The sequence below is a fragment of the Streptomyces stoeckheimensis genome (assembly GCF_045822005.1).
Taxonomy (GTDB): Bacteria; Actinomycetota; Actinomycetes; order Streptomycetales; family Streptomycetaceae; genus Streptomyces; species Streptomyces stoeckheimensis.
This window is the reverse complement of record NZ_CP169550.1, coordinates 6,512,669-6,534,982: the sequence shown is the minus strand read 5'-3', so window position 1 is coordinate 6,534,982 and position 22,314 is coordinate 6,512,669. Positions and strand designations below refer to the sequence as shown.

The following is a 22,314-nucleotide window of genomic DNA, read 5'->3' as shown; positions in this document are numbered from 1 at the left end:
CGCGTCAGCGGGCTCTGTTGGCTGCGATCGCCTCGTACACCATGCCGACGAGCAGCTCGTCCGCGTCCCGGCGGCCGAACTCTGCGGCGGCGCGGGACATCTCGTACAGCCGGTGCGGGTCGGCGAGCACCGGGAGGACCTGGCTGAGCACCCACTGGGGCGTCAGTTCCGCGTCGTCCACGAGCAGGCCGCCGCCGGCCTTGACCACCGGCTGGGCGTTGAGCCGCTGTTCGCCGTTGCCGATGGGCAGCGGGACGTAGGCGGCGGGCAGCCCGACGGCGGACAGTTCGGCGACGGTCATCGCGCCCGCGCGGCAGAGCATCATGTCGGCGGCGGCGTACGCGAGATCCATCCGGTCCACGTACGGTACCGGCACATACGGCGGCATCCCGGGCATGTTGTCGACACGCGGCAGTTCGTTCTTCGGGCCGACCGCGTGCAGGATCTGGACCCCGGAGCGCTGGAGGGTCGGCGCGACCTGCTCGATCACCTCGTTGAGGCGCCGGGCGCCCTGCGAGCCGCCGGAGACCAGCAGCGTCGGCAGGTTGGGGTCCAGGCCGAAGGCGGCGCGCGCCTCCGGGCGGACCAGTGCCCGGTCGAGGGTGGAGATGGAGCGGCGCAGCGGGATGCCCACGTAGCGGGCGCCGCGCAGTTTGCTGTCGGGGGTGGAGACCGCGACGGCGAACGCGTACCGGGAGCCGATCTTGTTGGCCAGTCCGGGCCGGGCATTGGCCTCGTGGACGATGATCGGCACTCCGAGGCGCTTGGCCGCGAGGTAGCCGGGCAGGGCCACGTAGCCGCCGAATCCGACGACGCAGTCGGCCTTGGTGCGGATCAGGATCTCCTCCGCGGCCTTGATGGTGCCGCGCAGCCGTCCTGGGACGGTGATCAGCTCGGGCGTGGGCCTACGGGGCAACGGGACGGCCGGGATCAGTCCCAGCTCGTAGCCGCGCTCGGGCACCAGGCGGGTTTCGAGTCCGCGTTCGGTGCCGAGGGCGGTGATGCCCACGGAAGGGTCCTGCCTGCGCAGGGCGTCCGCGAGGGCCAGCGCCGGCTCGATGTGGCCGGCGGTCCCCCCACCGGCGAGTACGACATGCACCGAAATTCACCGCTCTCCGGACGGACGCTTCTTGACGCGCCGTCTCATCGACTTCCATCTCTGCCCGGTCCGCGGCCGGCCGTTCTTGGGCCTCCGCATCGCGAGCGCCGCCCGTGCCGCCGGCTCCTCCCGCGCGAAGGCGATGAGAAGTCCGACCGCGAACATGGTCGGCAGCAGGGCCGACCCGCCGTAGGAGAACAGCGGGAGCGGGACCCCGGCGATCGGCAGCAGACCGAGTACCGCACCGATGTTGATCACGGCTTGCGCCGTGATCCAGGTGGTCACGCCTCCCGCGGCAAACCGTACGAAGGGGTCCTCCGTGCGTCCGGCCACGCGGATACCCGCATAGCCTAGGGCCGCGAACAGGGCGAGCACCGACAGCGTCCCCGCCAGACCCAGTTCCTCACCGGTGATGGCGAAGATGAAGTCGGTGTGGGCCTCTGGCAGTTGCCCCCATTTTTCCACACTGGCACCCAGTCCGGAACCGAACCATCCGCCCGATGCGAGGGCGTAGATTCCGTGGACGGCCTGCCAGCACAGCCCGTTCTCGGGCAGTTCGGTCACTCCGATGCACTGGAGCCGGTCCATGCGGTGCGGGCTGGTCTTGATGAGCAGCGCGACGAGCACGCCCACGAAGGCCAGGACCGCCGCGAACATCCGCGTCGGGGCTCCGGCCAGCCACAACAGGCCGAACAGGATGGCGCCGAGGATCATCGCGGTGCCCATGTCCCCGCCCAGCATGATGAGCCCGAGCAGCAGGAAGGTGACCGGGACCAGCGGCACCAGCAGGTGTTTCCACTGGCTCAGCAGGTCCTTGTCGCCCTTGCGCGCCAGCAGGTCGGCGCCCCAGAGGATGAGGGCCAGTTTGCCGAACTCACTGGGCTGGAGCATGAACGGACCACCAAGGGAGATCCAATTCTGGTTGCCGTTGATCGACACCCCTATCCCGGGCACCTGGACCAGGACCATCAGGAAGAGCGTGCCGGTGAGCACCGGATAGGACAGGGCCCGGTGGAGTTTGACGGGCATCCGGGAGGCGATCAGCAGCAGTCCGGTGCCGATCGCGGCCGCCAGGAACTGCTTCTTGAAGAAGTACGCGTCGCCCAGGCCGAGCTGGAGCGCCTTGATCATGGAGGCCGAGTAGACCATCACCAGGCCGAGCACGGTGATGAGCAGCGAGCTGCCGAAGATCAGGTAATACGCCGTGAGGGGCCGGTCCCAGGCCCGGCGCAGCCGCCGTTGCGTGCGCCGCAGCCGGGTCAGCGGGCCGCCCCCGGCGGGCCGCCCGGGACGCGCCGCGGGGCGTCCGCGGCCCAGCACTCCCCTGCCGGCCCTGGGCGCCCTGGGCGCGCCGGGTTTGGCGGTCTTGTCGGCGGACGGCCGCCGCCCCGGCAGCACTTGCTTGGCCGGCATCTGTGATCTTCCCCTCCAACTCGTACGAGGCGAGCAGCCGGTCGGCCGGAGGGAACCTGCCCTGGATCGAGCCGGACCTAGGCCTGCTCGGCGGCCAGTTCGCGCACCGCGTCGGCGAACGCGTCCCCACGCTTGCTGTAGTTCGCGAACATGTCCATCGAGGCACAGGCAGGTGCCAGCAGAACCGTGTCCCCGGGCTCCGCGAGCCCGGCCGCTTCCCGGACCGCCGCGAGCATCGCCCCAGTGTCGGTCCGTGCGAGGTCCACGACCGGGACCTCCGGGGCGTGTCGCGCCAGTGCCTCGGCGATCAGGGCCCGGTCGGCGCCCATGAGCACGACGCCCCGCAGCCGCTTCGCGGCCTTCTGGACGAGCTCGTCGAAGGTCGCGCCCTTGGCGAGGCCGCCGGCGATCCAGACCACCGGCTCGAAGGCCGCCAGGGAGGCTTCCGCGGCGTGGGTGTTGGTGGCCTTGGAGTCGTCGACGTACGTGACCCCGCCCACCTCGTCCACGTGGCTGACCCGGTGGGCGTCCGGACGGAAGTCGCGCAGTCCGTCGCGGACGGCGCGCGGCTCCACGCCGAAGGCGCGGGCCAGGGCCGCGGCGGCGAGGGCGTTGGCGATGTTGTGCGGGGCCGGCGGGTTGACGTCCGCGACCTCGGCGAGTTCCTGGGCGTTCTTCTGCCGGTTCTCCACGAAGGCCCGGTCGACGAGGATGCCGTCGACGACGCCGAACATGGAGGGGCCGGGGGCACCGAGGGTGAAGCCGATGGCCCGGCAGCCCTCTTCCACGTCCGCCTCGACGACCAGGTCCTCGGTGGCCTTGTCCGCGGAGTTGTAGACGCAGGCCACGGTGTTGCCCTCGTAGATCCGGCCCTTGTCGGCGGCGTACGCCTCCATCGAGCCGTGCCAGTCGAGGTGGTCCGGGGCCAGGTTCAGGACGGCCGCGGAGTGGGGGCGCACCGAGGGCGCCCAGTGCAGCTGGTAGCTGGAGAGCTCGACGGCGAGTACGTCGTACTGCTCCTCGCCGAGCACCACGTCGATGATCGGGGTGCCGATGTTGCCGACGGCCGCCGTCCGGAGCCCGGCCGCCCGGAGGATCGAGGCGAGCATCTGGGTGGTGGTGGTCTTGCCGTTGGTTCCGGTGATCGCCAGCCAGGGGGCGGCGTCCGGACCGCGCAGCAGCCAGGCGATCTCGACGTCGCCCACGACGTCCACGCCCGCCGCGGCCGCGGCCGCGAACAGGGGGCTGTCGGGCTTCCAGCCCGGCGAGGTGACCACGAGGTCCGTGCCCTCGGGCAGGGTCTGCGCGTCGCCCAGGCGTACGGAGATGCCCGCCGCCTCCAGCTCCGCGGCCCGTGCGCGGTGGCCCTCGCTGTCGCCGCCGTCCACGACGGTGACGACCGCGCCGAGGCCGGCCAGGGCACGCGCGGCGCTGATGCCGCTCACGCCGAGGCCGGCGACGGTGATGTTCTTGCCGTGCCAGGCGGTCACTTGTCGGCTGCCCATCCCGCGTAGAAGACGCCGAGGCCCACGATCACGCACATGCCCTGGATGATCCAGAACCGGACGACGACCAGGACTTCGGACCATCCCTTGAGTTCGAAGTGGTGCTGCAGCGGTGCCATCCGGAAGACGCGCTTGCCGGTCAGCTTGAAGGAGCCGACCTGGATGACGACCGACATGGTGATCAGGACGAAGAGGCCGCCGAGGAGCGCCATCAGGAACTCCGTGCGGGAGCAGATCGCCAGGCCGGCGAGCGCGCCGCCGAGGGCCAGCGATCCGGTGTCGCCCATGAAGATCTTGGCGGGCGAGGTGTTCCACCACAGGAAGCCGAAGCAGGCGCCCATCAGGGCGGCGGCGACGACCGCGAGGTCCAGTGGGTCGCGCACCTCGAAACAGGCGGCCGGGTTGGTCAGGGTCTGCGCGTTGGCGCAGGACTCCTGGTACTGCCAGACGCCGATGAAGGTGTAGGCGCCGAAGACCATCACGGCGGCGCCGGTGGCCAGGCCGTCGAGACCGTCGGTCAGGTTCACGCCGTTGGACATCGCCAGGATCATGAACAGCGCCCAGACCACGAACAGCACCGGGCCGATCGACCAGCCGAAGTCCGTGACGAACGACAGCTTGGTGGAGGCGGGGGCGAGTCCGCGCGCGTCCTTGAACTGCAGCGCGAGCACCGCGAAGGCGATGCCGACGATCAGCTGGCCGGCCATCTTGGCCTTGGCCCGCAGACCGAGCGAACGCTGCTTGACGATCTTGATGTAGTCGTCGAGGAAGCCGACCACGCCCATGCCCGCCATCAGCAGGAGGACGAGGAGGCCCGAGAAGGTGGGCTGGCTTCCGGTGATCACCTTGGTGAGGGCGTACGCGATCAGCGTGGCCAGGATGAAGGAGATGCCACCCATGGTGGGCGTGCCCTTCTTCCCGGCGTGACCGCGCGGCCCGTCGTCCCGGATGAACTGGCCGTAGCCCTTGCGGGCCAGACCCTTGATCAGCAGCGGGGTGCCGATGAGCGTGAGGAAGAGTCCGATGACTCCGGAGAACAGGATCTGCCTCATCGGCCGGCGACCTCGCCGTCGAGCAGGGCCTGGGCCACCCGCTCCAGGCCGGCTGACCTGGAAGCCTTCACCAGCACGACGTCTCCCGGGCGCAGTTCACTGCGCAACAGGTCGACCGCCGCCTGCGCGTCGGACACGAGCACCGACTCCTCACCCCACGAACCCTCGTTATATGCGCCCAGTTGCAGCCAGGAGGCTTCCCTGCCCCCGACCGCGACCAGCTTGCTCACGTTGAGCCGGACGACAAGCCGTCCGACCGCGTCGTGCTCGGCGAGCGCGTCGTCTCCGAGCTCGGCCATCGGGCCGAGCACCGCCCACGTGCGGCCCCCGTTCGCCTTGCCGGCACCGCCCATCGCGGCGAGTGCGCGCAGTGCGGCCCGCATGGACTCGGGGTTTGCGTTGTAGGCGTCGTTGACGATCGTCACGCCGTCCGCCCGCTCGGTGACCTCCATCCGCCACCGGGACAGGCTGCCCGCCCCGGAGAGCGCGGTGGCGATCTCCTCGACGGACATGCCCAGCACGTGGGCGACGGCGGCCGCGGCGAGCGCGTTCGACACGTGGTGCTCACCGTACAGCCGCAAGGTCACGTCGCTGCACCCGGTCGGTGTTCGCAATGTGAAGGAAGGCTGTCCTCTGTCCGTCATCCGGACTTCGGTGGCCCGGATGTCGGCGCCCTCGGCCTCACCGAAGAGCACCGTACGGGCCTTCGTGCGCCCGGCCATGGCACGTACCAGCAGGTCATCGGCGTTGAGGACGGCGATGCCGCCTTCTGCCTCGGACGGCAGGGCCTCGACGAGCTCGCCCTTGGCCTGCGCGATCTGCTCCCGGCCGCCGAACTCCCCGATGTGCGCGGTGCCGACGTTGAGGACCAGGCCGATGCGCGGGGGCGTCAGTCCGGTGAGGTAGGCGATGTGGCCGATGCCGCGGGCGCCCATCTCCAGGACCAGGTGCTGCGTGTCCTCGGTGACCCGCAGCGTCGTGATCGGCAGGCCGATCTCGTTGTTGAGGTTCCCCGGGGTCCACACGGTCGGCGCGTGGTGCTGCAGGACCTGGGCGATCAGGTCCTTGGTGGAGGTCTTGCCGGCGGAGCCGGTGAGGGCCACGACGTCGGTGCCCAGCCGTTCGACGACGGAACGGGCGAGCGCGCCGAGGGCGGCCACCACGTCGGGGACGACGATGGCCGGGACGCCGACGGGCCGGGTCGCGAGGACGGCCACCGCACCCGAGGCCAGGGCGCGTTCGGCGTAGTCGTGGCCGTCCACCCGCTCCCCGACGAAGGCGGCGAACAGGCTGCCGGCCTGGACCTCGCGGGAGTCGTAGACCACGGGACCGGTGACCGTGACGGACGGATCCGGTATGTCGTGGGGCTGCCCGCCGGTGATGTCGGCGATCTCGGCGAGGGAAAGGGCGATCACTGGTTCACCTCGGCCTGTCGGGGACGCTGGCGTGCTTGGGTCTCGATGGCCGCGCGCAGGACCGCCCGGTCGTCGAAGGGGCGTACGACGCCCGCGGTGTCCTGGCCCTGCTCGTGGCCCTTGCCGGCCACCAGCACGGTGTCTCCCGCCTCGGCGCGCGCGACGGCGGTGGCGATGGCCGCCGCCCGGTCGGCGTCGACGAGGACGGTGCCCCGCTCGGCGGGCGGCACGGACACGGCGCCCCGGAACATCGCGGCGAGGATCGCGAGGGGGTCCTCGGAGCGCGGGTTGTCGGAGGTCAGTACGGCGGTGTCGGCGAACCGGGCGGCCGCGGCGCCCATCGGGGCCCGCTTGGTGGTGTCGCGGTCGCCTCCGCAGCCGATGACCACGTGCAGCTTGCCGGTGGTGACCTCGCGCAGGGCCCGCAGGACCGATTCGACGGCGTCCGTCTTGTGCGCGTAGTCCACGACGGCCAGGTACGGCTGTCCCGCGTCGACCCGCTCCAGCCGGCCGGGGACCCCGGGGACCGCGGCGACGCCGTCGGCGGCGGTCTGCGGGTCGAGGCCGGCGGCGGCGAGCGTGACGATGGCGGCGACGGTGTTGGCCACGTTGAACGGGCCGGGCAGCGGGGCGGTGGCCGTGACCCGCTCGCCCGCGGGACCCACCAGGGTCAGCGTCGAGTCCATGTGGCGCGAGACCACGTCCTCGGCGCGCCAGTCGGCCGCCGGGTCGCCCGCGGCGGAGAACGTGACGACCGGGATCGGCGACTCCTTGGCCAGGCGGCGGCCGTACTCGTCGTCGATGTTGACCACGCCGAGGCGGGCGCGGCGCTCGGTGAAGAGCTGCGCCTTGGCCTGGAAGTAGTCCTCCATGTCGGAGTGGAACTCCATGTGCTCCGGGCTCAGGTTGTTGAAGACGGCCACGTCGAAGACGCAGCCGTCGACGCGGCCGAGCACCAGGGCGTGGCTGGAGACCTCCATGGCGACGGCCTCGACGCCGCGTTCGCGCATGACCGCGAACAGCGCCTGCAGGTCGGTGGCCTCGGGGGTGGTGCGCTCGGACTTGATGCGCTCGTCGCCGACGCGCATCTCGACGGTGCCGATGAGCCCCGTCGTGCGTCCGCCGCCGCGCAGGCCGCCCTCGACGAGGTACGCCGTGGTGGTCTTGCCGGAGGTGCCGGTGATGCCGATCTGGAGCAGGGCCTCGCCCGGCCGTCCGTAGACCGCGGCGGCCAGTTCTCCCATCCGGCCGCGCGGGTCGGCGACGGCGAGGACCGGGAGGCCGGTGGCCGCGGCGCGCTCCGCGCCGGCCGGGTCGGTCAGCACGGCGGCGGCGCCGAGGGCGGCCGCCTGGGCGGCGAAGTCCGCGCCGTGCAGCTTGGCGCCCGGCAGGGCCGCGTACAGGTCTCCGGGGCGCACGGCACGCGAATCGTGCGTGATGCCGGTGATCCGCGTCAGCGCGCCGGGGGCGCCGGGGGCTTCGACTCCCAGCAGCTCCGCCAGCTCGCCTAGGGGGGTCGGGCGGACGGACAGGGGGCGTGGCGCTCCCGGCGGCGCTGCCGGTGCGTCATTCTGGGTGGTTCTGGGCTGATCAGCGTGGGGCACGGCGGTGAGCGTACCGGGCCCGGCGGGCCGCTCGCGAAGCGAGGGCCCGGCCTCGGGGGCGGCGGACGCGTGGTTCCCGGATTCGGGGGTGATCGTTGTCACTGATGGTGCCTCACGCTTTTCTGGGGCGGGCCGGCCGGGGCGGCGGTCACTGACCGGGCTGCGGGCTCGGCTGGGGGCCGGGCTGCGCGCCGGGTTCGTAGGTGACCGGGAGTCCGGCGGGGGCGGTTCCGGTGGGAGCGATCTGGAGGGTTTTGAGGGCGAACTCCATGACCTTCTTGTAGATGGGCCCGCAGATCTGGCCACCGAAGTAACTGCCCTTGGTGGGGTTCTGGATGGCGCAGTAGACGGTGATGCGGGGGTTGTCCGCGGGTGCGAAGCCCGCGAAGGAAGCGGTGTAGCCCTTGTAGCGGCCGGTGGCCGGATCCACCCGGTTGGAGGTGCCCGTCTTGCCGCCGACCCGGTAGCCGGGGATCCGCGCCTTGGTGCCGGTGCCCTCCTGGTCGTCGACCACCGACTCCAGCATGGCCGCGAGGGTCTTGGCGGTCTCCTTGCTGACCACCTGGTTCTTCGCGGGCGCCGGGGCCGGGGTGAAGCGGCCGTCGGGGCCCTTGGTGCCGCGGACCAGGGTCGGGGCGATGCGGACCCCGCCGTTGGCGATGGTCGAGTACACGGAGGCCGCCTGCATGGCGTTGAGGGACAGGCCCTGGCCGAAGGGGATCGTGTACTGCTGTGAAGTGGACCAGTTCTCGGGCTTGGCAAGGATGCCCCGGGACTCGCCGGGGTAGTTCAGGCCGGTGGGCCGGCCGATGCCGAACTTGTCCAGGTACGAGTGCAGGACCTTGTTGGACTCGGGCTGCGTCGGGCCGAGCTGGCCGGTGGCCAGGATGGTGCCGATGTTGGAGGACTTGGCCAGGACCCCGTTGAGGGTCAGGTACCAGGTCGGGTGGTCGATGTCGTCCTTGAAGAGCCGGTCGCCGCGGTGCAGCCGGTTGGGGACCTCGACGTGGGTGTCGGGGCCGGCCTTCTTCTCCTCCAGGACGGCCGCCATCGACATCACCTTGGCGGTGGAGCCGGGCTCGTACACGTCCTGCAGTGCGGCGTTGCCCATGGCGGCGGAGCTGGCCTTGGAGAGGTCGTTGGGGTCGAAGCCCGGGGCGTTGGCCATGGCGAGGACCTCGCCGGTGGTCGTGTCCTGGACGATGACGTACCCGCGGTCGGCCTCCGACTTGGCGACCTGCTCGGTGATGGCGCTCTGCGCGGCCCACTGGATGTCGCGGTCGATGGTCAGCTCGATGTCCTCGCCGGGCACGGCGGGCTTCTCGCTGGACCCGGCGGTCGGCACGCGGCGGCCGCCCGACTGGGCGTACGTGAGCTCGCCGTCCTTGCCGGACAGCTTCTTGTCGAGGGAGGACTCCAGGCCGCCGCCGCCCTTGCCCTCGGCGTTGACGTAACCCAGTATCCCGGCGGCGAGGTCGCCGTTCGGGTACACGCGCTTGCTGCTGTTCTCGTTGAACACGCCGGCCAGGACGTTGGCGCCGGGGCCGTTGTTCCTCTTGTCGGCGGTCGCCTTCTCCGCGAAGACCTTCTTGAGGTCCTTGATCTGGTTCCAGACCTGGGGGGTCTGGCGGCGGGCGAGGACGACGTAGCGGGTGTTCTTCGTCTTCAGCCGCGCGGTGAGCTCCTTGGCGTCCTTGCCGAGGATCGGCGCGAGGAGCGCTGCCGCCTGCTCGGGGGCGTCGGGGGCCTTGCTCTCCTGCACGGTGAACATGTGCGGGTCCGCGGTGATGTCGTACGCGTCCACGCTGGTGGCGAGCGCGACGCCCTTGCGGTCGGTGATCTCTCCGCGCTCGGCGGCCAGGGTGTAGCTCGCGAAGCGGTTCTCGGAGGCCTTGGCGGAGTACGCGGACGCGTCGACGGCCTGCACCTGGAGCAGCCGTACGACGAACACCAGCATCACCATCGTCAGCCCGACGCTGACCAGCCGCAGCCGGGGCTTGGGGGCGCCGAGCCGGATCGTGTGCGGTTTCCTCGCGGGGGCGGGGCGGCGGGTGGCGGGCCTGGCGGCCGGCCGCGCGGAAGCCCGCGCCCGGTCCCCGCCGGGCCGCGGCCGCCCGGGCCCGGGCACCCGCCGACGCGGCGGCTCCTGGGGGCTCATGCGGAGACCCCCCGTGCGCGTGCGGACCCGGCCTGCGCCGGGGCTCCTGGGGCTCCGCCCCAGACCCCGCTCCTCGAACGCCGGAGGGGCTGGATTTGGCCGGCACCGGCCCGCATGCGCGCGTCGCGGGGCTGGAGGTGGCCGGCGCCGGGCTGGGCAGATTCAGCCTCGCCGGCGTTTGAGGCGCGGGGGTCCGGGGGCTGGCCCCCGGCAACGGCGCCGCACGCGGCATCGGGTCCGGGGCGCAGCTCCGGGGAACGGGCGAAGGGCGGGTAGGGGACTCCTCGCCCCGCAGGGGTACGCGTCACGACGTCACCGTCCAGGGGTCTGGGAGGGCTGGGGGGCGCCGCCCGACGGCGCGGAGGAGGGGGCCGGAGCGGCGGCGCCCGGGGGAACCGGGTCCGGGGAACCGGCCGGGCTGGGGACGGCCCCGCCCGGGGAGGGCGAGACCGGCGCGACGGAAACCGGCGGCGCCGGAGGTGACGGGGGCGGCGGCTCGGCGGCCGGCGAAGCGGTCCCGGCGACCTTGCCGTCGGGCCCGATGAACACCGGGCTGCCGCCGGGGACGAGACCCAGCTCGTGCGCCCGCCGCTGCAACGCGTCGGGCGCCGAGTAGCCGTCCACGTCCCGCTGCAGCGCCTGCTCCTCGTCGGTGAGCGTGGTGGTCTCCCGCTTCAGCTTGCTCAGCTGGAAGGAGCCCTGGTTCAGCGCCGAGTTCAGCAGCAGCAGGCTGATCAGCCCGCCGCCGAGCAGCGCCACGACCAGCAGGACGAACGGGGTCCGCGCCGCCTGTCCGGCGACCGGTCCCCCCAGCACCCGCCCCAGGCGTTTCACAGCCGCGCCTCCCGAATGCGTTCGACCCCGCGGCAGCGGGCCGGCGCCGCACGCCGGTTCTGCGCGATCTCCTCCTCGGTCGGCAGCTCCGCACCGCGCGTCAGCAGCTTCAGCTTCGGCTGGTACTTCTCCGGTACGACCGGCAGCCCGGGCGGGGCCGTCGAGGCCGCGCCGGCCGCGAAGACCTGCTTGACGAGGCGGTCCTCCAGCGACTGGTACGAGAGCACGACGATCCGGCCGCCGACCGCGATCCGGTCCACGGCCGCGGGGATCGCCCGCTCCAGTCCGGACAGCTCGCCGTTGACCTCGATGCGCAGGGCCTGGAAGGTCCGCTTGGCCGGGTTGCCGCCGGTCCGCTTCGCCGCCTGCGGCAGGGAGTCGCGGATCAGTTCGACGAGGCGCGCACTGTTGGTGAAGGGGTCCTTGTCCCGCTCGCGCACGACCGCGGACACGATCCGCTTGGCCTGCTTCTCCTCGCCGTACTGGCGCAGGATGCGGACCAGCTCGCCGGGCGCGTAGGTGTTGAGGACCTCGGCCGCGCTGATGCCCGTCGTCTGGTCCATCCGCATGTCGAGCGGGGCGTCCTGCGCGTAGGCGAAGCCACGGTCGGCCTCGTCCAGCTGCATGGAGGAGACGCCGAGGTCGAAGAGGATGCCCTGCACGGTGGGGATGCGCAGGCCGTCGAGCACGTCGGCCAGGTCGGCGTAGATGGCGTGGACGAGGGTGACCCGGTCACCGAAGGGCGCAAGGCGCTCCCCGGAGAGGCGCAGGGCTTCCTTGTCGCGGTCCAGGCCGATCAGGTGGGCCTCGGGGAACCGGGTGAGCAGGGCCTCGCTGTGCCCGCCGAGCCCGAGGGTGCAGTCGACGACGACGGCCCCGGGCCTCTCCAGTGCCGGGGCCAACAGGTCCAGGCACCGCTGGAGCATCACCGGGACGTGTCGGGACTCGCTAGTCAAAGCGCCCTCTCAGATAACGGCGCGGCAGGCATACGCCGCGCCGCGCACGCGGAGTCTTACCAAAGGGCCGGGCGGCCGGTCAGGGCCGGGCTCCGGCCGGTTCGCGTCACTTTAGTGCAACGGTCGCCGCGGTCAACGAACCGCCCCGCGCGCCGTGCGCCCCGCTGTGACCGAAGCGGCAAAAGCCGTGAATCACCCGGACGGCCCCGTGCGCCTCACCCCTGTGGGTTAGCTCACAACAGGATCAGGTGACCTTCTTTGTCCACCCTCACTCGATGCTCATACGCCCTGTGACCACTAACGTCGTAACCATGACGACTTCCGCATCCCTGCCCGCCGAGTCCGCCCACCTGCCCCACGAGGGTTCCGCCACCACCGACCGGCTCGTGGAACTGAACCGCGCGTACGCCGCGAAGTTCACCGACCCCGGCATGGACGCCCGCCCCGTCCTCCAGGTGGCCGTCGTGGCCTGTATGGACGCCCGCCTGGACCTGCACGCCGCCCTCGGCCTGGAGCTGGGCGACTGTCACACGATCCGCAACGCCGGCGGCGTCGTCACCGACGACACCATCCGCTCCCTCACCATCAGCCAGCGGGCGCTCGGCACCCGCACGGTGATACTCATCCACCACACCGGCTGCGGTCTCGAAAGCCTGACCGAGGACTTCCGGCACGAGCTGGAGGACGAGGTCGGCCAGCGCCCCGCCTGGGCCGTCGAGGCCTTCCGTGACGTGGACCAGGACGTCCGCCAGTCCATGCAGCGGGTCCGTACGAACCCCTTCCTGCCCCACAAGGACGATGTGCGAGGCTTCGTCTTCGACGTGCACACCGGCCTCCTGCGGGAGATCGATCCCACCTCTTGAGTGACACCAGGGCCACGGGCCGTCAAGAATGCGGGGAGACGTCACCCGGAAGAACTCCGGGCCGGTGATCGGATCGCGTTACGACGTTCTTGATTGCGCGCGTTTCTGAGGTGTTTCGGGGTGGGCCGGTCATGCGCCATGGGGCGCCGGCCCTGGGAAAGGGTCGAGGAGAACCAGGTGACCACGTATGACGACCGAGCGAGCCTCGCGGATCTGACCAGCACGGCGCAGCAGGTGCGGGAATCGATCGAAGGCGTGATCGAGGGCAAGCCGGAAGTGGTCCGCCTCGCGCTGACCGTCCTGCTCGCCGAGGGCCACCTGCTGATCGAGGACGTTCCCGGCGTCGGCAAGACGATGCTGGCCAAGGCCCTCGCCAAGTCCATCGACTGTTCGGTGCAGCGCATCCAGTTCACCCCGGATCTGCTGCCCTCGGACATCACCGGCGTGAGCATCTACGACCAGCAGCGCCGGGAGTTCGAGTTCAAGCCGGGCGCGATCTTCGCGCAGATCGTCATCGGCGACGAGATCAACCGGGCCTCCCCCAAGACCCAGTCCGCGCTGCTGGAGTCGATGGAGGAGCGCCAGGTCACCATCGACGGCACCACCTACACGCTGCCGAGCCCCTTCATGGTGGTCGCCACCCAGAACCCGGTGGAGATGGAGGGCACCTATCCCCTCCCCGAGGCCCAGCGCGACCGCTTCATGGCCCGGGTCTCGGTGGGCTACCCCAGCCCCGAGGCCGAGCTCCGGATGCTCGACGTGCACGGCGGGCTCTCCCCGCTCGACGACCTGACGGCCGTCGCGCACGCCCACGACATCGGCAAGCTCATCGAAGCCGTCCGCGACGTGTACGTGGCCGCGCCCGTACGCCGCTACGTCGTCGACCTGGTCTCCGCCACCCGCAGCCACCCGGACCTGCGCCTGGGCGCCTCGCCCCGCGCCACCCTGCACCTGCTGCGGGCCGTGAAGGCCTCCGCCGCACTGGCCGGCCGGGACTACGTACTGCCCGACGACGTGCAGGCCCTGGCCGGACCGGTGCTCGCCCACCGGCTGCTGCCCACCGCGCAGGCCCAGCTGAGCCGGCGCACCGCCGAGCAGGTCGTCGCCGACATCCTCCAGCGCACCCCCGTACCGGCCGCGCAGTCCCGCGGCGAGATCCCGCCCGGCGCGGGCATCCGGGGCTTCTGATGAGCGCCGGCGCCCCGCACGACGCGGGCGGCCGGGGCCCGGACTCCACCGGGACAGGCGCCGGACTGCGCTCGTCGCTGTCCGGGCTGACCACCCGCGGCCGGTCCTTCCTGGCCGCCGGGATCGCCGCCGGGCTGTGCGCGTACGTCCTGGGCCAGTCCGAGCTGCTCCGGGTCGGACTGCTGCTCGCCGTGCTGCCGCTGCTCTGCGTCCTGGCCCTGCACCGCACCCGCCACCGGGTCTCCGGCACCCGCCGGCTGACCCCGATGCGGGTGCCCGCCGGCTCCGAGGCCCGGGTGCAGCTGCGGCTCGACAACACCTCCCGGATGCCGACCGGGCTGCTGATGCTCCAGGACCGGGTGCCGTACGTCCTGGGGCCCCGGCCGCGCTTCGTCCTGGACCGGGTGGAGCCGGGCGGCCGCCGCGAGGTGTCCTACCGGGTCCGCTCCGACCTGCGCGGCCGCTACCCGCTGGGCCCGCTCCAGCTGCGGCTCACCGACCCCTTCGGGCTGGTCGAGCTGACCCGCTCCTTCTCCGCCTACGACACCCTCACCGTCATCCCGCGCACCGAGGCCCTGCCCCTGGTGCGCTTCACCGGCGAGTCCTCCGGCTACGGCGACGGCAGCCGCCGCTCGCTGGCCCTGGCGGGCGAGGACGACGTGATCCCGCGCGGCTACCGGCGCGGCGACGACCTGCGCCGCGTGCACTGGCGCTCCACCGCCCGCTACGGCGAGCTGATGGTGCGCCGCGAGGAGCAGCCGCAGCGCAGCCGGGCCACCGTGCTGCTGGACACCCGGCGCCTCGCCTACGAGGGCGCCGGCCCCGACTCGGCCTTCGAATGGGCCGTCTCCGCCGCCGCGTCGACCCTGGTGCACCTGCTGGAGCAGGGCTTCTCGGTGCGGCTGCTGACCGACACCGGGGACTGCGTGCCCCGCGAGGGCGGCGGCTTCACCTCCGGCGGCCAGGAGTCCGCCGAGGCGGCGGGGCTGATGATGGACACCCTCGCGGTGGTCGGCCACTCCGACGGCGCGGGCCTCTCGCGGGCCTGCGACGCGGTACGGAGCAACGGCGTCGGCAGCGGCTTCGGCGGAGCGGGCGGGGACGGGCTCCTCATCGCCTTCTTCGGAGACCTGGACTCCGTACAGACGGGACTGGCGGCCAAGATGTGCCGGCGCGGCGGCGGCGCCGTGGCGTTCGTACTGGACTCCGCGGACTGGTCCGGGCGGCCGCAGGGCCTGGCTTCGGTCATGGCACAGGGCCTGCCTCCGCTGGAGGAGCGCCTGGCCGGGCTGCGCGACGCCGGCTGGACGGCGCTGGCCGCCCCGGCCGGGGTGCCCTTCGGGGAGCTGTGGCGTCAGGCGGGCAACGCGCCGATCGGCGCGGCAGGCGGTTCGGGTTCGGCGGGGGGCTGGGGATGAGCGGGCGGGCGAGACTGACGGTCTTCGCGGCTCTGGCGACGCTGTTCACCGCCTGGTCGCTGAACCCGCTGGTGGAATCGGGCGGCTGGATGCCGCAGGCGGCACTGCTGCTGGCGCTGCAGAGCGCGGTCGGCGCGGGGGCGCGGCGGGTACCGCTGGCCCGGACGCTGACCGTGGCGGCGCAGGTCCTCGTGTCGCTGGTGGCCCTGATGCTGCTGTTCGGCGGGAAGATGCAGTCCGCCACCGGCGACGGGCTGTTCGACTACCTCGTGACGGACTTCGGCGCGCTGTTCCGCCAGGGCGTGCAGGACGTGAACGAGTTCGCGATGCCGGCCCCGCTGACGGACGGGATCCGGCTGCTGCTGGTGTCCGGGGTGCTGCTGATCGGGCTGCTGGTGGACCTGCTGGCGGTGACCGTACGGACGGCCGCCGCGGCCGGGCTCCCCCTGCTCGCGCTGTACTCGGTGGCGGCGGGCCTGTCGGGCGCGGCCGCCGGCTCCGGCGGCGCCTCCTGGATCTCCTTCCTCCTCGCGGGCTGCGGCTACCTCCTGCTCCTGCTCGCCGAAGGCCGCGACCGGCTCGCACAGTGGGGCCGGGTCTTCGGCGCGGCCCCGCGCGGGAAGGTGGCGGCCGGATACTCGGGCGGCGGACAGGCGCTCGCCCCGGTGCGCACCGGGCGGCGGATCGGCGCGGTCGCGCTGGGTCTGGCGCTGGCGGTGCCGGCGGTGCTGCCCTCGCTGGGCAGCGGACTGCTGGGCCCGGGCGGCGGCGCCGGCGAGGGCGAGGGCAACGGCCTCGGCCCGTCGATCCAGGCGGTCAACCCGCTGGTCTCCCTGCAGAGCAGCCTCAACACCCAGGACAACCGGGTGGTGCTGCGGTACCGCACGGACAGCCCGCAGCTCAGCGAGCAGTACCTGCGGATCCTGGCGCTGGACGAGTTCAACGGCATCAAGTGGGAGGCCTCGGGGCGCGCCCTGACGGACGTCCCGAAGCGGATGCCGAACCCGCCCGGGGTGAGCGACGGCGTGCTGAACGGCGCGACCGAGGTGCAGACCTTCATCTCCTCGGCGCAGACGTACGCGCAGCGCTACCTGCCGATGCCGTATCCGGCGATGGGCGTGGACATCACCGGGAAGTGGCGGTTCGAGCCTGCCGGGCGCACCCTCGTCGGGGACCAGCTGGGCAAGGACAAGTTCCAGAACGCCCAGGGCGTGCAGTACACGGTGCGCAGCCTGCTGCTGAACCCGACGGCGGAGCAGCTGCGCAACGCACCGGCGGCGAATCCGGAGATCGCGGCCGAGTACACGAAGGTGCCGGACAACCTGCCGGCGGTCGTCGTGCAGACGGCCCGCGAGGTGACCCGCGGCACGAAGGACGACTACTCGGCGGCGGTCAAGCTCCAGGACTACTTCGCGGTGAGCGGCGGGTTCCGCTACGACACGAAGGTCTCCTCGGGTACGGGCTCGCAGGCCATCGCCAAGTTCCTCGCCGACAAGGAGGGCTTCTGCGTCCACTTCGCCTTCTCGATGGCGTCGATGGCGCGCACGCTCGGGATCCCGGCGCGGGTCGCGGTCGGGTTCACGCCCGGGGTGAAGCAGTCCGACGGCGTCGTCAACGTCTCGATGAAGGACGCCCACGCCTGGCCCGAGCTGTACTTCGAGGGCGTGGGCTGGACCCGCTTCGAGCCGACGCCCCGGTCGGGCATCACGGTGCCGGACTACAGCCGGCCCGCCACCCCGCAGACGCAGCCGAGCGCACCGACGGCGGCCCCGTCCGCGAGCGCGGCGCAGCCTTCGACCGGGCCCTCGACGGCCGACGACTGCCCCGCGGACCAGAAGAAGCTGGGCGAGTGCGGTCCGGCCGCGGCGCAGCGGAACACGGGCGCGGGCGGCGACGGCACCTCGGCGGCCACGGTCCTGGCCTGGACGGCCGCGGGCATCCTGCTGCTGGCCCTGCCGCTCCTCCCGTTCCTGTGGCGCGGGCGGCTCCGGGCGCGGCGGCTCGGATCGCGGCAGGTCCTGGCCGCCTGGCGGGAGCTGGGCGACGCGGCGTGGGACGTCGGGATCGTCCCGGACGAGGCGCTGTCCCCGCGGGGGGCTGCTGACCGGGTGGTGGCCCTGGGCCGGCTGGATCCGGCGGCGGCCGATGCCGTACGGCGGGTCGCGGGCGCGGTGGAGCGGGAGCTGTACGCACCGCCTGGTGCGGAGCCCCCTTACGGGGAGCTGGCGCAGGACGTCCTGCTGGCCCGCGCCGGGCTCCTCGCCGGCGTGTCCCGCCGGGCGCGGCTGCGCGCGCTGCTCTTCCCCCGCTCGGCGGCGCGGGTCGGCTGGGCCGCCTCGGCCCGGTGGTCGGCCCTGACCGACCGCGCGGCTGCCGCCACGGCCCGCCTCCGCACCCGGATCCCGCTGCGCGGCCGCGGCTGACGGCGGGGACCATGCCCTGCGGGGCCGTCCCCTACCCACCCTTCCCCCGTTCCCCGGGCGCCGCCCGGCCCCGCCCCTCAAACGCCGGCGAGGCTGAATGTGTCCCCGGGCGCCGCCCGGCCCCGCGCCTCAAACGCCGGCGGGGCTGGGACCCTCCGGGCAATCCAGCCGCCGGGGCGAGCATCCAGGCAGGCATCGGCCGCATCCAGCCCCGCCGGCGTTTGAGGCGCGGGGTCTGGGGCGGAGCCCCAGGGGCCTCGGGCGCAGCCCGGGGCCGGCGGGTCAGGGCAGAGCCCTGGGAACGGTGGAAGGGCGGGTAGGGGACTTCGCCCCGCGCAGCGGCACACCCGCAGCCGGGGGGACGGGATTCGGGCCCGGAACGGGGAAAGGGCGGAGGCCGGGGCTCGATCCCCCCGAGCCCCGGCCTCCGCCGCGTTCCCACCCCGTCGGCCAGAGAGACCCGATCCGCACCTGCCGCCCCGTGTCGGCGGTGCGAGCCGGGTCCCTGTCCGTTGCCCCCAGTCTGGCGTGCCGACAACCCGCACCCCATCCGCGCAGGTACTCATTTCCGCGCCTAGGTACGGATACTCACCCGCCCCACCAGTTCTACGCGGCCCCGCCGCCCCCGCGGCACCGCCGATCGGGGGTCACCGTCAGCGGTTCCCGCTCACCCGCCCCCGCAGCAGCAGCGACAGCGCCGAGTGCACGTCGTCCAGCGACCGCTCGCTCTGGAACGACTGCCAGTCGAGCGCCGCCACCAGCACCATCCCCACCAGCGCCGCGGCCGTCAGCGGCACGTCGATCTCCGCGCTGAGCTCGCCCCGTTCCACGCCTTCCCGGAGCACCGTCTCCACGACGGCGACGGCCTCCCGTCGGACGACCATCAGGGTGGACTGCCAGGTCCTGTTGGTGCGCCACAGCTCGGCGACGTAGAGCTGGGTGAAGGCGGGGTACCGGTCGATGAAGACCAGTCCGGCCCGGATCATCTCGTCGAGCGCCTCGACCCGGGTCCCGCCCCTGGCCTCGGTCGATTCCGCCGCCGTCCGCAGGGACTCGGTCAGGAGGCCGACCCCGTGCCGCAGCAGCTCCTCGAAGAGGTCGTTCTTGCTGGCGAAGTTGTAGTAGACGGTGCCCTTCGCCACGCCCGCCCGCTCGGCGATCTCCTCGACCGTGGTCGCGGAGAAGCCCTGCTCCGCTATGAGGGTGACGGCTGCTTCGTAGAGCTTCTGCCGTGTGGCCTGGCGGCGGCCGCCGCCCGCGACCGTACCGGTGCTGCTGCTTTCCATGGCGCTGATTCTCACAGGTCGACCTGTCTCTCCGGGCTACAGGCTCAGTTCCGGGCGCAGCCGGTCCATCGTCCACACCTGCTTGCCGCGGGCGGCGAGGGCGGTCAGTGCGAGGGCGCCCACCGTGAAGGCGGTGAGGACCGCGCAGCCCTGCCAGACCGGGGCCAGGTCGCCGCCGGTGATGAGCCGGCGCAGGCTCTCGACCACGTACGACATCGGCAGGTAGGGGTGGATGGCGTTGAAGAAGCCGGGGCTGGTCTGGACGGGATAGGTGCCGCCCGCCGAGGTGAGCTGGAGCATCAGGACGGCCAGGACCAGGATCCGCCCGGCGGCGCCGAACTTGGCGTTGAGCCACTGGACGATCGCGGCGAAGCAGCCGGTGACCAGCATCAGGAAGCCGACGGTGAGCGCCGGCCGGGCCATCTGCAGGCCGAGTCCCCAGTGCAGTACGGACATCAGTGCGCCCACCTGCGCGGCGCCGATCCCTGCCACGGGCAGCCAGCCTGCGAGGGCGATCCGCCAGGGCGAGGCCCCGGTGGCGAGCGCGCGCCGGTTCAGCGGTGCGATCAGCATGTAGGCGACCATCGCGCCGACCCAGAGGGAGAGCGGGATGAAGTACGGGGCGAACCCGGTGCCGTAGTTGGGCGCCTTGTGCAGGGACTGGTTGGCGAGCCGGACCGGGTCGGCCATGACCTCGGTGCGGGCGTCGCGCTGCTGCTGGTCGTAGGCCGGGATCTTGGCCGCGCCGTCGTGCAGGCCGCCGGCGAGTTCGCCGTTGCCGTCGACGAGCTTGACGAGGCCGCCGTCGAGGTCGTGCGCGCCGACGCCGAGCTTGCCGACGCCCACGCCGAGGTCGCCGGAGCCCTCGGTGGCGGAGCCGATGCCGGTGTGCAGCCGGACCATGCCGTCGGCGACCTTGTGGGCGCCGTCGTTGAGGGCGTTCACCTGGGTGACCGCCGCTTCGAGGTCCGCGGAGAGGCCGGGGGCCTTCTTGACGAGGAGGCGGGCTTCGCGCTCCAGGTCGTCGAGCTGCTTGTGGAGGGTGGCGAGGTCCCCCTTCGAGTTCCCCAGCAGGGTGTCCACGTCACCGGCGAGTTCGGCGGCTTCGGCCGCGTCGTCCTTGAGCCGCTTCAGCTGCGGGCAGGTCTCCGGGAGCGGCTTCGCGCCCTTGGTGCAGGTCTTCGCGTAGACGTCGGCGGCGCCGGTGGAGACGCGCTGGGTGACGGTGGCGGCGGCCGGGGCCGCCTTGGCGAAGGCTTCGAGGTGCTTGTCGACGACCTGCGCGGTGTCGGCGACGAGTTCGGCGCTGTCCGCGAGGCTCTTGGGGTCCTTCAGGAAGGGGCGGGCCCTGTCGGCGACGCCGCCGACCTTGTCGGCGAGCTTCTGGGTGCCGGCGGCGATGTCCTTCGTGCCCGTTTCCAGCTGCGCGGCGGCTCCGTTCAGCTTCTTGAGCCCTCCGGTGAGCTCGCCGTTCTTCTCCTTCGCCGTGTCCAGGCCGTCGGCGAGGTCCTTGGCGCCCTTCTGGGCCCGGCCCGCCCCGTCCGTGAGCTTGTCGGCTCCGTCGGCGGCCTCGGCGGTCTTGCCGTGGAGGTCGGAGAAGTTGACGAAGATCTTGTCGAGGAAACCGCGGGAGGCGTTGGTCGACGCCGCCGAGCGGACCTCGGAGAAGACGGTGCGGGAGATCGAGCCGACGATGTAGTTGTTCGCGTCGTTGGTGCGGACCTGGAGGGCTCCGGTGGCGGGGTCCTCGCCGGAGCTGGAGGCGATCTTCGAGCTGAAGTCGGCGGGCATGGTGAGGGAGAGGTAGTAGGTGCCGTTCTCCAGCCCCTTCGCCGCTTCTTCGGCGCTCACCTCGTGCCAGTCGAAGGTCTTGCTGTCGTGGAGCTTGCGGGTGATCTCGCCGCCGGCGTCGATCTGCTTCCCGTCGACGGTGGCGCCCCGGTCGGAGTTGACGAGGGCGACGGGCACCTTGTCGAGGCGGCTGTAGGGGTCCCAGAAGGACCACAGGTACAGGGCTCCGTAGAGCAGCGGCAGCAGGAGCAGCGCGACGAGGGCGGCGCGCGGCAGCTTCCCCCGGCCGAACCGCTTCAGCTCAAGCGCGGCGAGCTTCGGCGAGCGCATCGTCGTCCCCCTTCGTGTCGTGCGGGTCGTGGGCGGCGGCCGTGGTTGCCGTATCAGCGCCGGTGTCAGCGCCGGCGTCCGCATCGGCATCGGCGCTGCCGTCGGAGTCGTGCGGGGCGGCGTCCTGGACGCCCCAGGTGACCTTGGAGTCCGTGGGCCGGGGCACCACGGGGGATCCCGCGGCCGGGTCGGCGGCCGGTGCCGCGGCGGGTTCCGCCGCCGGGCCGGTGCGCAGGACCGTCGCGTCGGACGGGGCCTCGCTGCACGCCGCGAGGACGGTGGTCCCGCGGGCGGCGAGGGAGCGCAACAGGTCCCAGGCTTCGGCGCGCTCGGCGTCCGAGAGCTTGAGGTCCAGGTCGTCCAGGGCCAGCAGGCGCGGTGCGCCGAGCAGCGCGATGGCCACCGACAGCCGTACGGATTCCAGCCGTTCCAGGTCCCGCACGGAGGTGCGCGGTCCCTTCGGCAGGGTTGCCACGTCCAGTCCGGCGGCGGCCAGGGCGTCGTCGATCCGGGCCGCGGTGGAGGCGCGCCGCTCGCCGCGCGGGCGGAGCAGGGCGCGCACGGGGCCGTCGTAGCGGCGCTGGAGCAGGGCTCCCTCGCGCAGTTGCTCGGCGACGGTGAGGGCCTGGTCGAGGTCGTTGACCCCGGACACCGGGCCGAGGGCGGCGATGCGGCGGACCGCGGCCATCTTCTTCGGCAGCCGGTGGCGGCCGATCTCGGCGTGGCCCTCGGTGGGCTTCATCCGGCCGGTGAGGGCGAGGAGCAGGCAGGTCCGCCCGCTGCCGGAGGGGCCTTCGACCGCGATGAGCGAGCCGGGCTCCGCGTCGATGCCGATCCCCCGGAACACCCAGCCGCGCGGGCCCTTGACTCCGAAGTCCTCGGCCTTGACGGCCGCGCCGTGCGGGCTGTCCACACCCTCCCCCTTCTTTTGAACTGACCGGTCAGTTCAAAAACTAGCATCCTCGGCGGCATCCGCTGC

Annotated in this window: 16 protein-coding genes; 4 read left to right on the top strand and 12 right to left on the bottom strand. The window is 72.6% G+C overall.

The annotated features are described in order from the left end of the window. Positions 1–4: 4 nt before the first annotated feature. From murG to rsmH, 9 genes are all read right to left on the bottom strand, one after another. A complete protein-coding gene (gene murG / locus ACE1OC_RS29570) occupies positions 5–1,099 on the bottom strand; it encodes an undecaprenyldiphospho-muramoylpentapeptide beta-N-acetylglucosaminyltransferase (protein ID WP_250743753.1) in 1,095 nt (364 codons plus the stop codon). Between the two features lie 6 nt (positions 1,100–1,105). Next, positions 1,106–2,512 carry a putative lipid II flippase FtsW gene (gene ftsW, locus ACE1OC_RS29565; protein ID WP_407839572.1) on the bottom strand — a complete coding sequence of 469 codons (1,407 nt, stop codon included), beginning with the start codon at positions 2,510–2,512 and terminating at the stop codon, positions 1,106–1,108. 77 nt (positions 2,513–2,589) lie between these two features. Further along, entirely contained in the window at positions 2,590–4,017 is a 1,428-nt protein-coding gene (gene murD, locus ACE1OC_RS29560) for a UDP-N-acetylmuramoyl-L-alanine--D-glutamate ligase (RefSeq protein ID WP_407839571.1), read from the bottom strand. Beyond that, complete coding sequence (gene mraY / locus ACE1OC_RS29555) at positions 3,999–5,069, bottom strand: phospho-N-acetylmuramoyl-pentapeptide-transferase (RefSeq protein ID WP_250743750.1); 1,071 nt, start codon at positions 5,067–5,069, stop codon at positions 3,999–4,001. The genes murD and mraY overlap by 19 nt, the downstream gene beginning before the upstream one ends. Then, the gene (locus ACE1OC_RS29550) at positions 5,066–6,484 is read right to left on the bottom strand and encodes a UDP-N-acetylmuramoyl-tripeptide--D-alanyl-D-alanine ligase (protein ID WP_407839570.1); all 1,419 of its coding nucleotides are present in this window, start codon (positions 6,482–6,484) and stop codon (positions 5,066–5,068) included. Before ACE1OC_RS29550 ends, mraY begins: the two co-directional genes overlap by 4 nt. After that, positions 6,481–8,190 (bottom strand): UDP-N-acetylmuramoyl-L-alanyl-D-glutamate--2,6-diaminopimelate ligase, encoded by a 1,710-nt coding sequence (locus ACE1OC_RS29545; RefSeq protein WP_407839569.1) that lies wholly within the window; start codon positions 8,188–8,190, stop codon positions 6,481–6,483. The genes ACE1OC_RS29550 and ACE1OC_RS29545 overlap by 4 nt, the downstream gene beginning before the upstream one ends. Positions 8,191–8,236: 46 nt before the next feature. After that, the gene (locus ACE1OC_RS29540; protein ID WP_407839568.1) at positions 8,237–10,246 is read right to left on the bottom strand and encodes a peptidoglycan D,D-transpeptidase FtsI family protein; all 2,010 of its coding nucleotides are present in this window, start codon (positions 10,244–10,246) and stop codon (positions 8,237–8,239) included. Positions 10,247–10,558: 312 nt separating this feature from the next. After that, entirely contained in the window at positions 10,559–11,080 is a 522-nt protein-coding gene (locus ACE1OC_RS29535; RefSeq protein ID WP_407839567.1) for a hypothetical protein, read from the bottom strand. Beyond that, positions 11,077–12,006 carry a 16S rRNA (cytosine(1402)-N(4))-methyltransferase RsmH gene (gene rsmH, locus ACE1OC_RS29530; RefSeq protein WP_407841715.1) on the bottom strand — a complete coding sequence of 310 codons (930 nt, stop codon included), beginning with the start codon at positions 12,004–12,006 and terminating at the stop codon, positions 11,077–11,079. Before rsmH ends, ACE1OC_RS29535 begins: the two co-directional genes overlap by 4 nt. 341 nt (positions 12,007–12,347) lie before the next feature. Between rsmH and ACE1OC_RS29525 the strand changes: the two genes are divergently transcribed. From ACE1OC_RS29525 to ACE1OC_RS29510, 4 genes are all read left to right on the top strand, one after another. Then, on the top strand, positions 12,348–12,899 hold the full coding sequence (locus ACE1OC_RS29525; protein ID WP_407839566.1) for a beta-class carbonic anhydrase: 552 nt from the start codon (positions 12,348–12,350) through the stop codon (positions 12,897–12,899). A gap of 177 nt (positions 12,900–13,076) precedes the next feature. After that, a complete protein-coding gene (locus ACE1OC_RS29520; RefSeq protein ID WP_407839565.1) occupies positions 13,077–14,087 on the top strand; it encodes an AAA family ATPase in 1,011 nt (336 codons plus the stop codon). After that, positions 14,087–15,505, top strand: coding sequence for a DUF58 domain-containing protein (locus ACE1OC_RS29515; RefSeq protein WP_407839564.1), 1,419 nt, complete (start codon positions 14,087–14,089; stop codon positions 15,503–15,505). The genes ACE1OC_RS29520 and ACE1OC_RS29515 overlap by 1 nt, the downstream gene beginning before the upstream one ends. Continuing rightward, positions 15,502–17,928 carry a transglutaminaseTgpA domain-containing protein gene (locus ACE1OC_RS29510; protein WP_407839563.1) on the top strand — a complete coding sequence of 809 codons (2,427 nt, stop codon included), beginning with the start codon at positions 15,502–15,504 and terminating at the stop codon, positions 17,926–17,928. The genes ACE1OC_RS29515 and ACE1OC_RS29510 overlap by 4 nt, the downstream gene beginning before the upstream one ends. A gap of 653 nt (positions 17,929–18,581) precedes the next feature. Here the strand turns inward: ACE1OC_RS29510 and ACE1OC_RS29505 are convergent. From ACE1OC_RS29505 to ACE1OC_RS29495, 3 genes are read right to left on the bottom strand one after another with little or no spacing between them, the layout of a single operon-like run. Further along, positions 18,582–19,229 carry a TetR/AcrR family transcriptional regulator gene (locus tag ACE1OC_RS29505; protein WP_323182688.1) on the bottom strand — a complete coding sequence of 216 codons (648 nt, stop codon included), beginning with the start codon at positions 19,227–19,229 and terminating at the stop codon, positions 18,582–18,584. Between the two features lie 21 nt (positions 19,230–19,250). Next, positions 19,251–21,335, bottom strand: coding sequence for a YhgE/Pip family protein (locus tag ACE1OC_RS29500; protein ID WP_407839562.1), 2,085 nt, complete (start codon positions 21,333–21,335; stop codon positions 19,251–19,253). Further along, positions 21,307–22,248, bottom strand: coding sequence for an ATP-binding cassette domain-containing protein (locus tag ACE1OC_RS29495; protein WP_407839561.1), 942 nt, complete (start codon positions 22,246–22,248; stop codon positions 21,307–21,309). The genes ACE1OC_RS29500 and ACE1OC_RS29495 overlap by 29 nt, the downstream gene beginning before the upstream one ends. Positions 22,249–22,314: the final 66 nt, after the last annotated feature.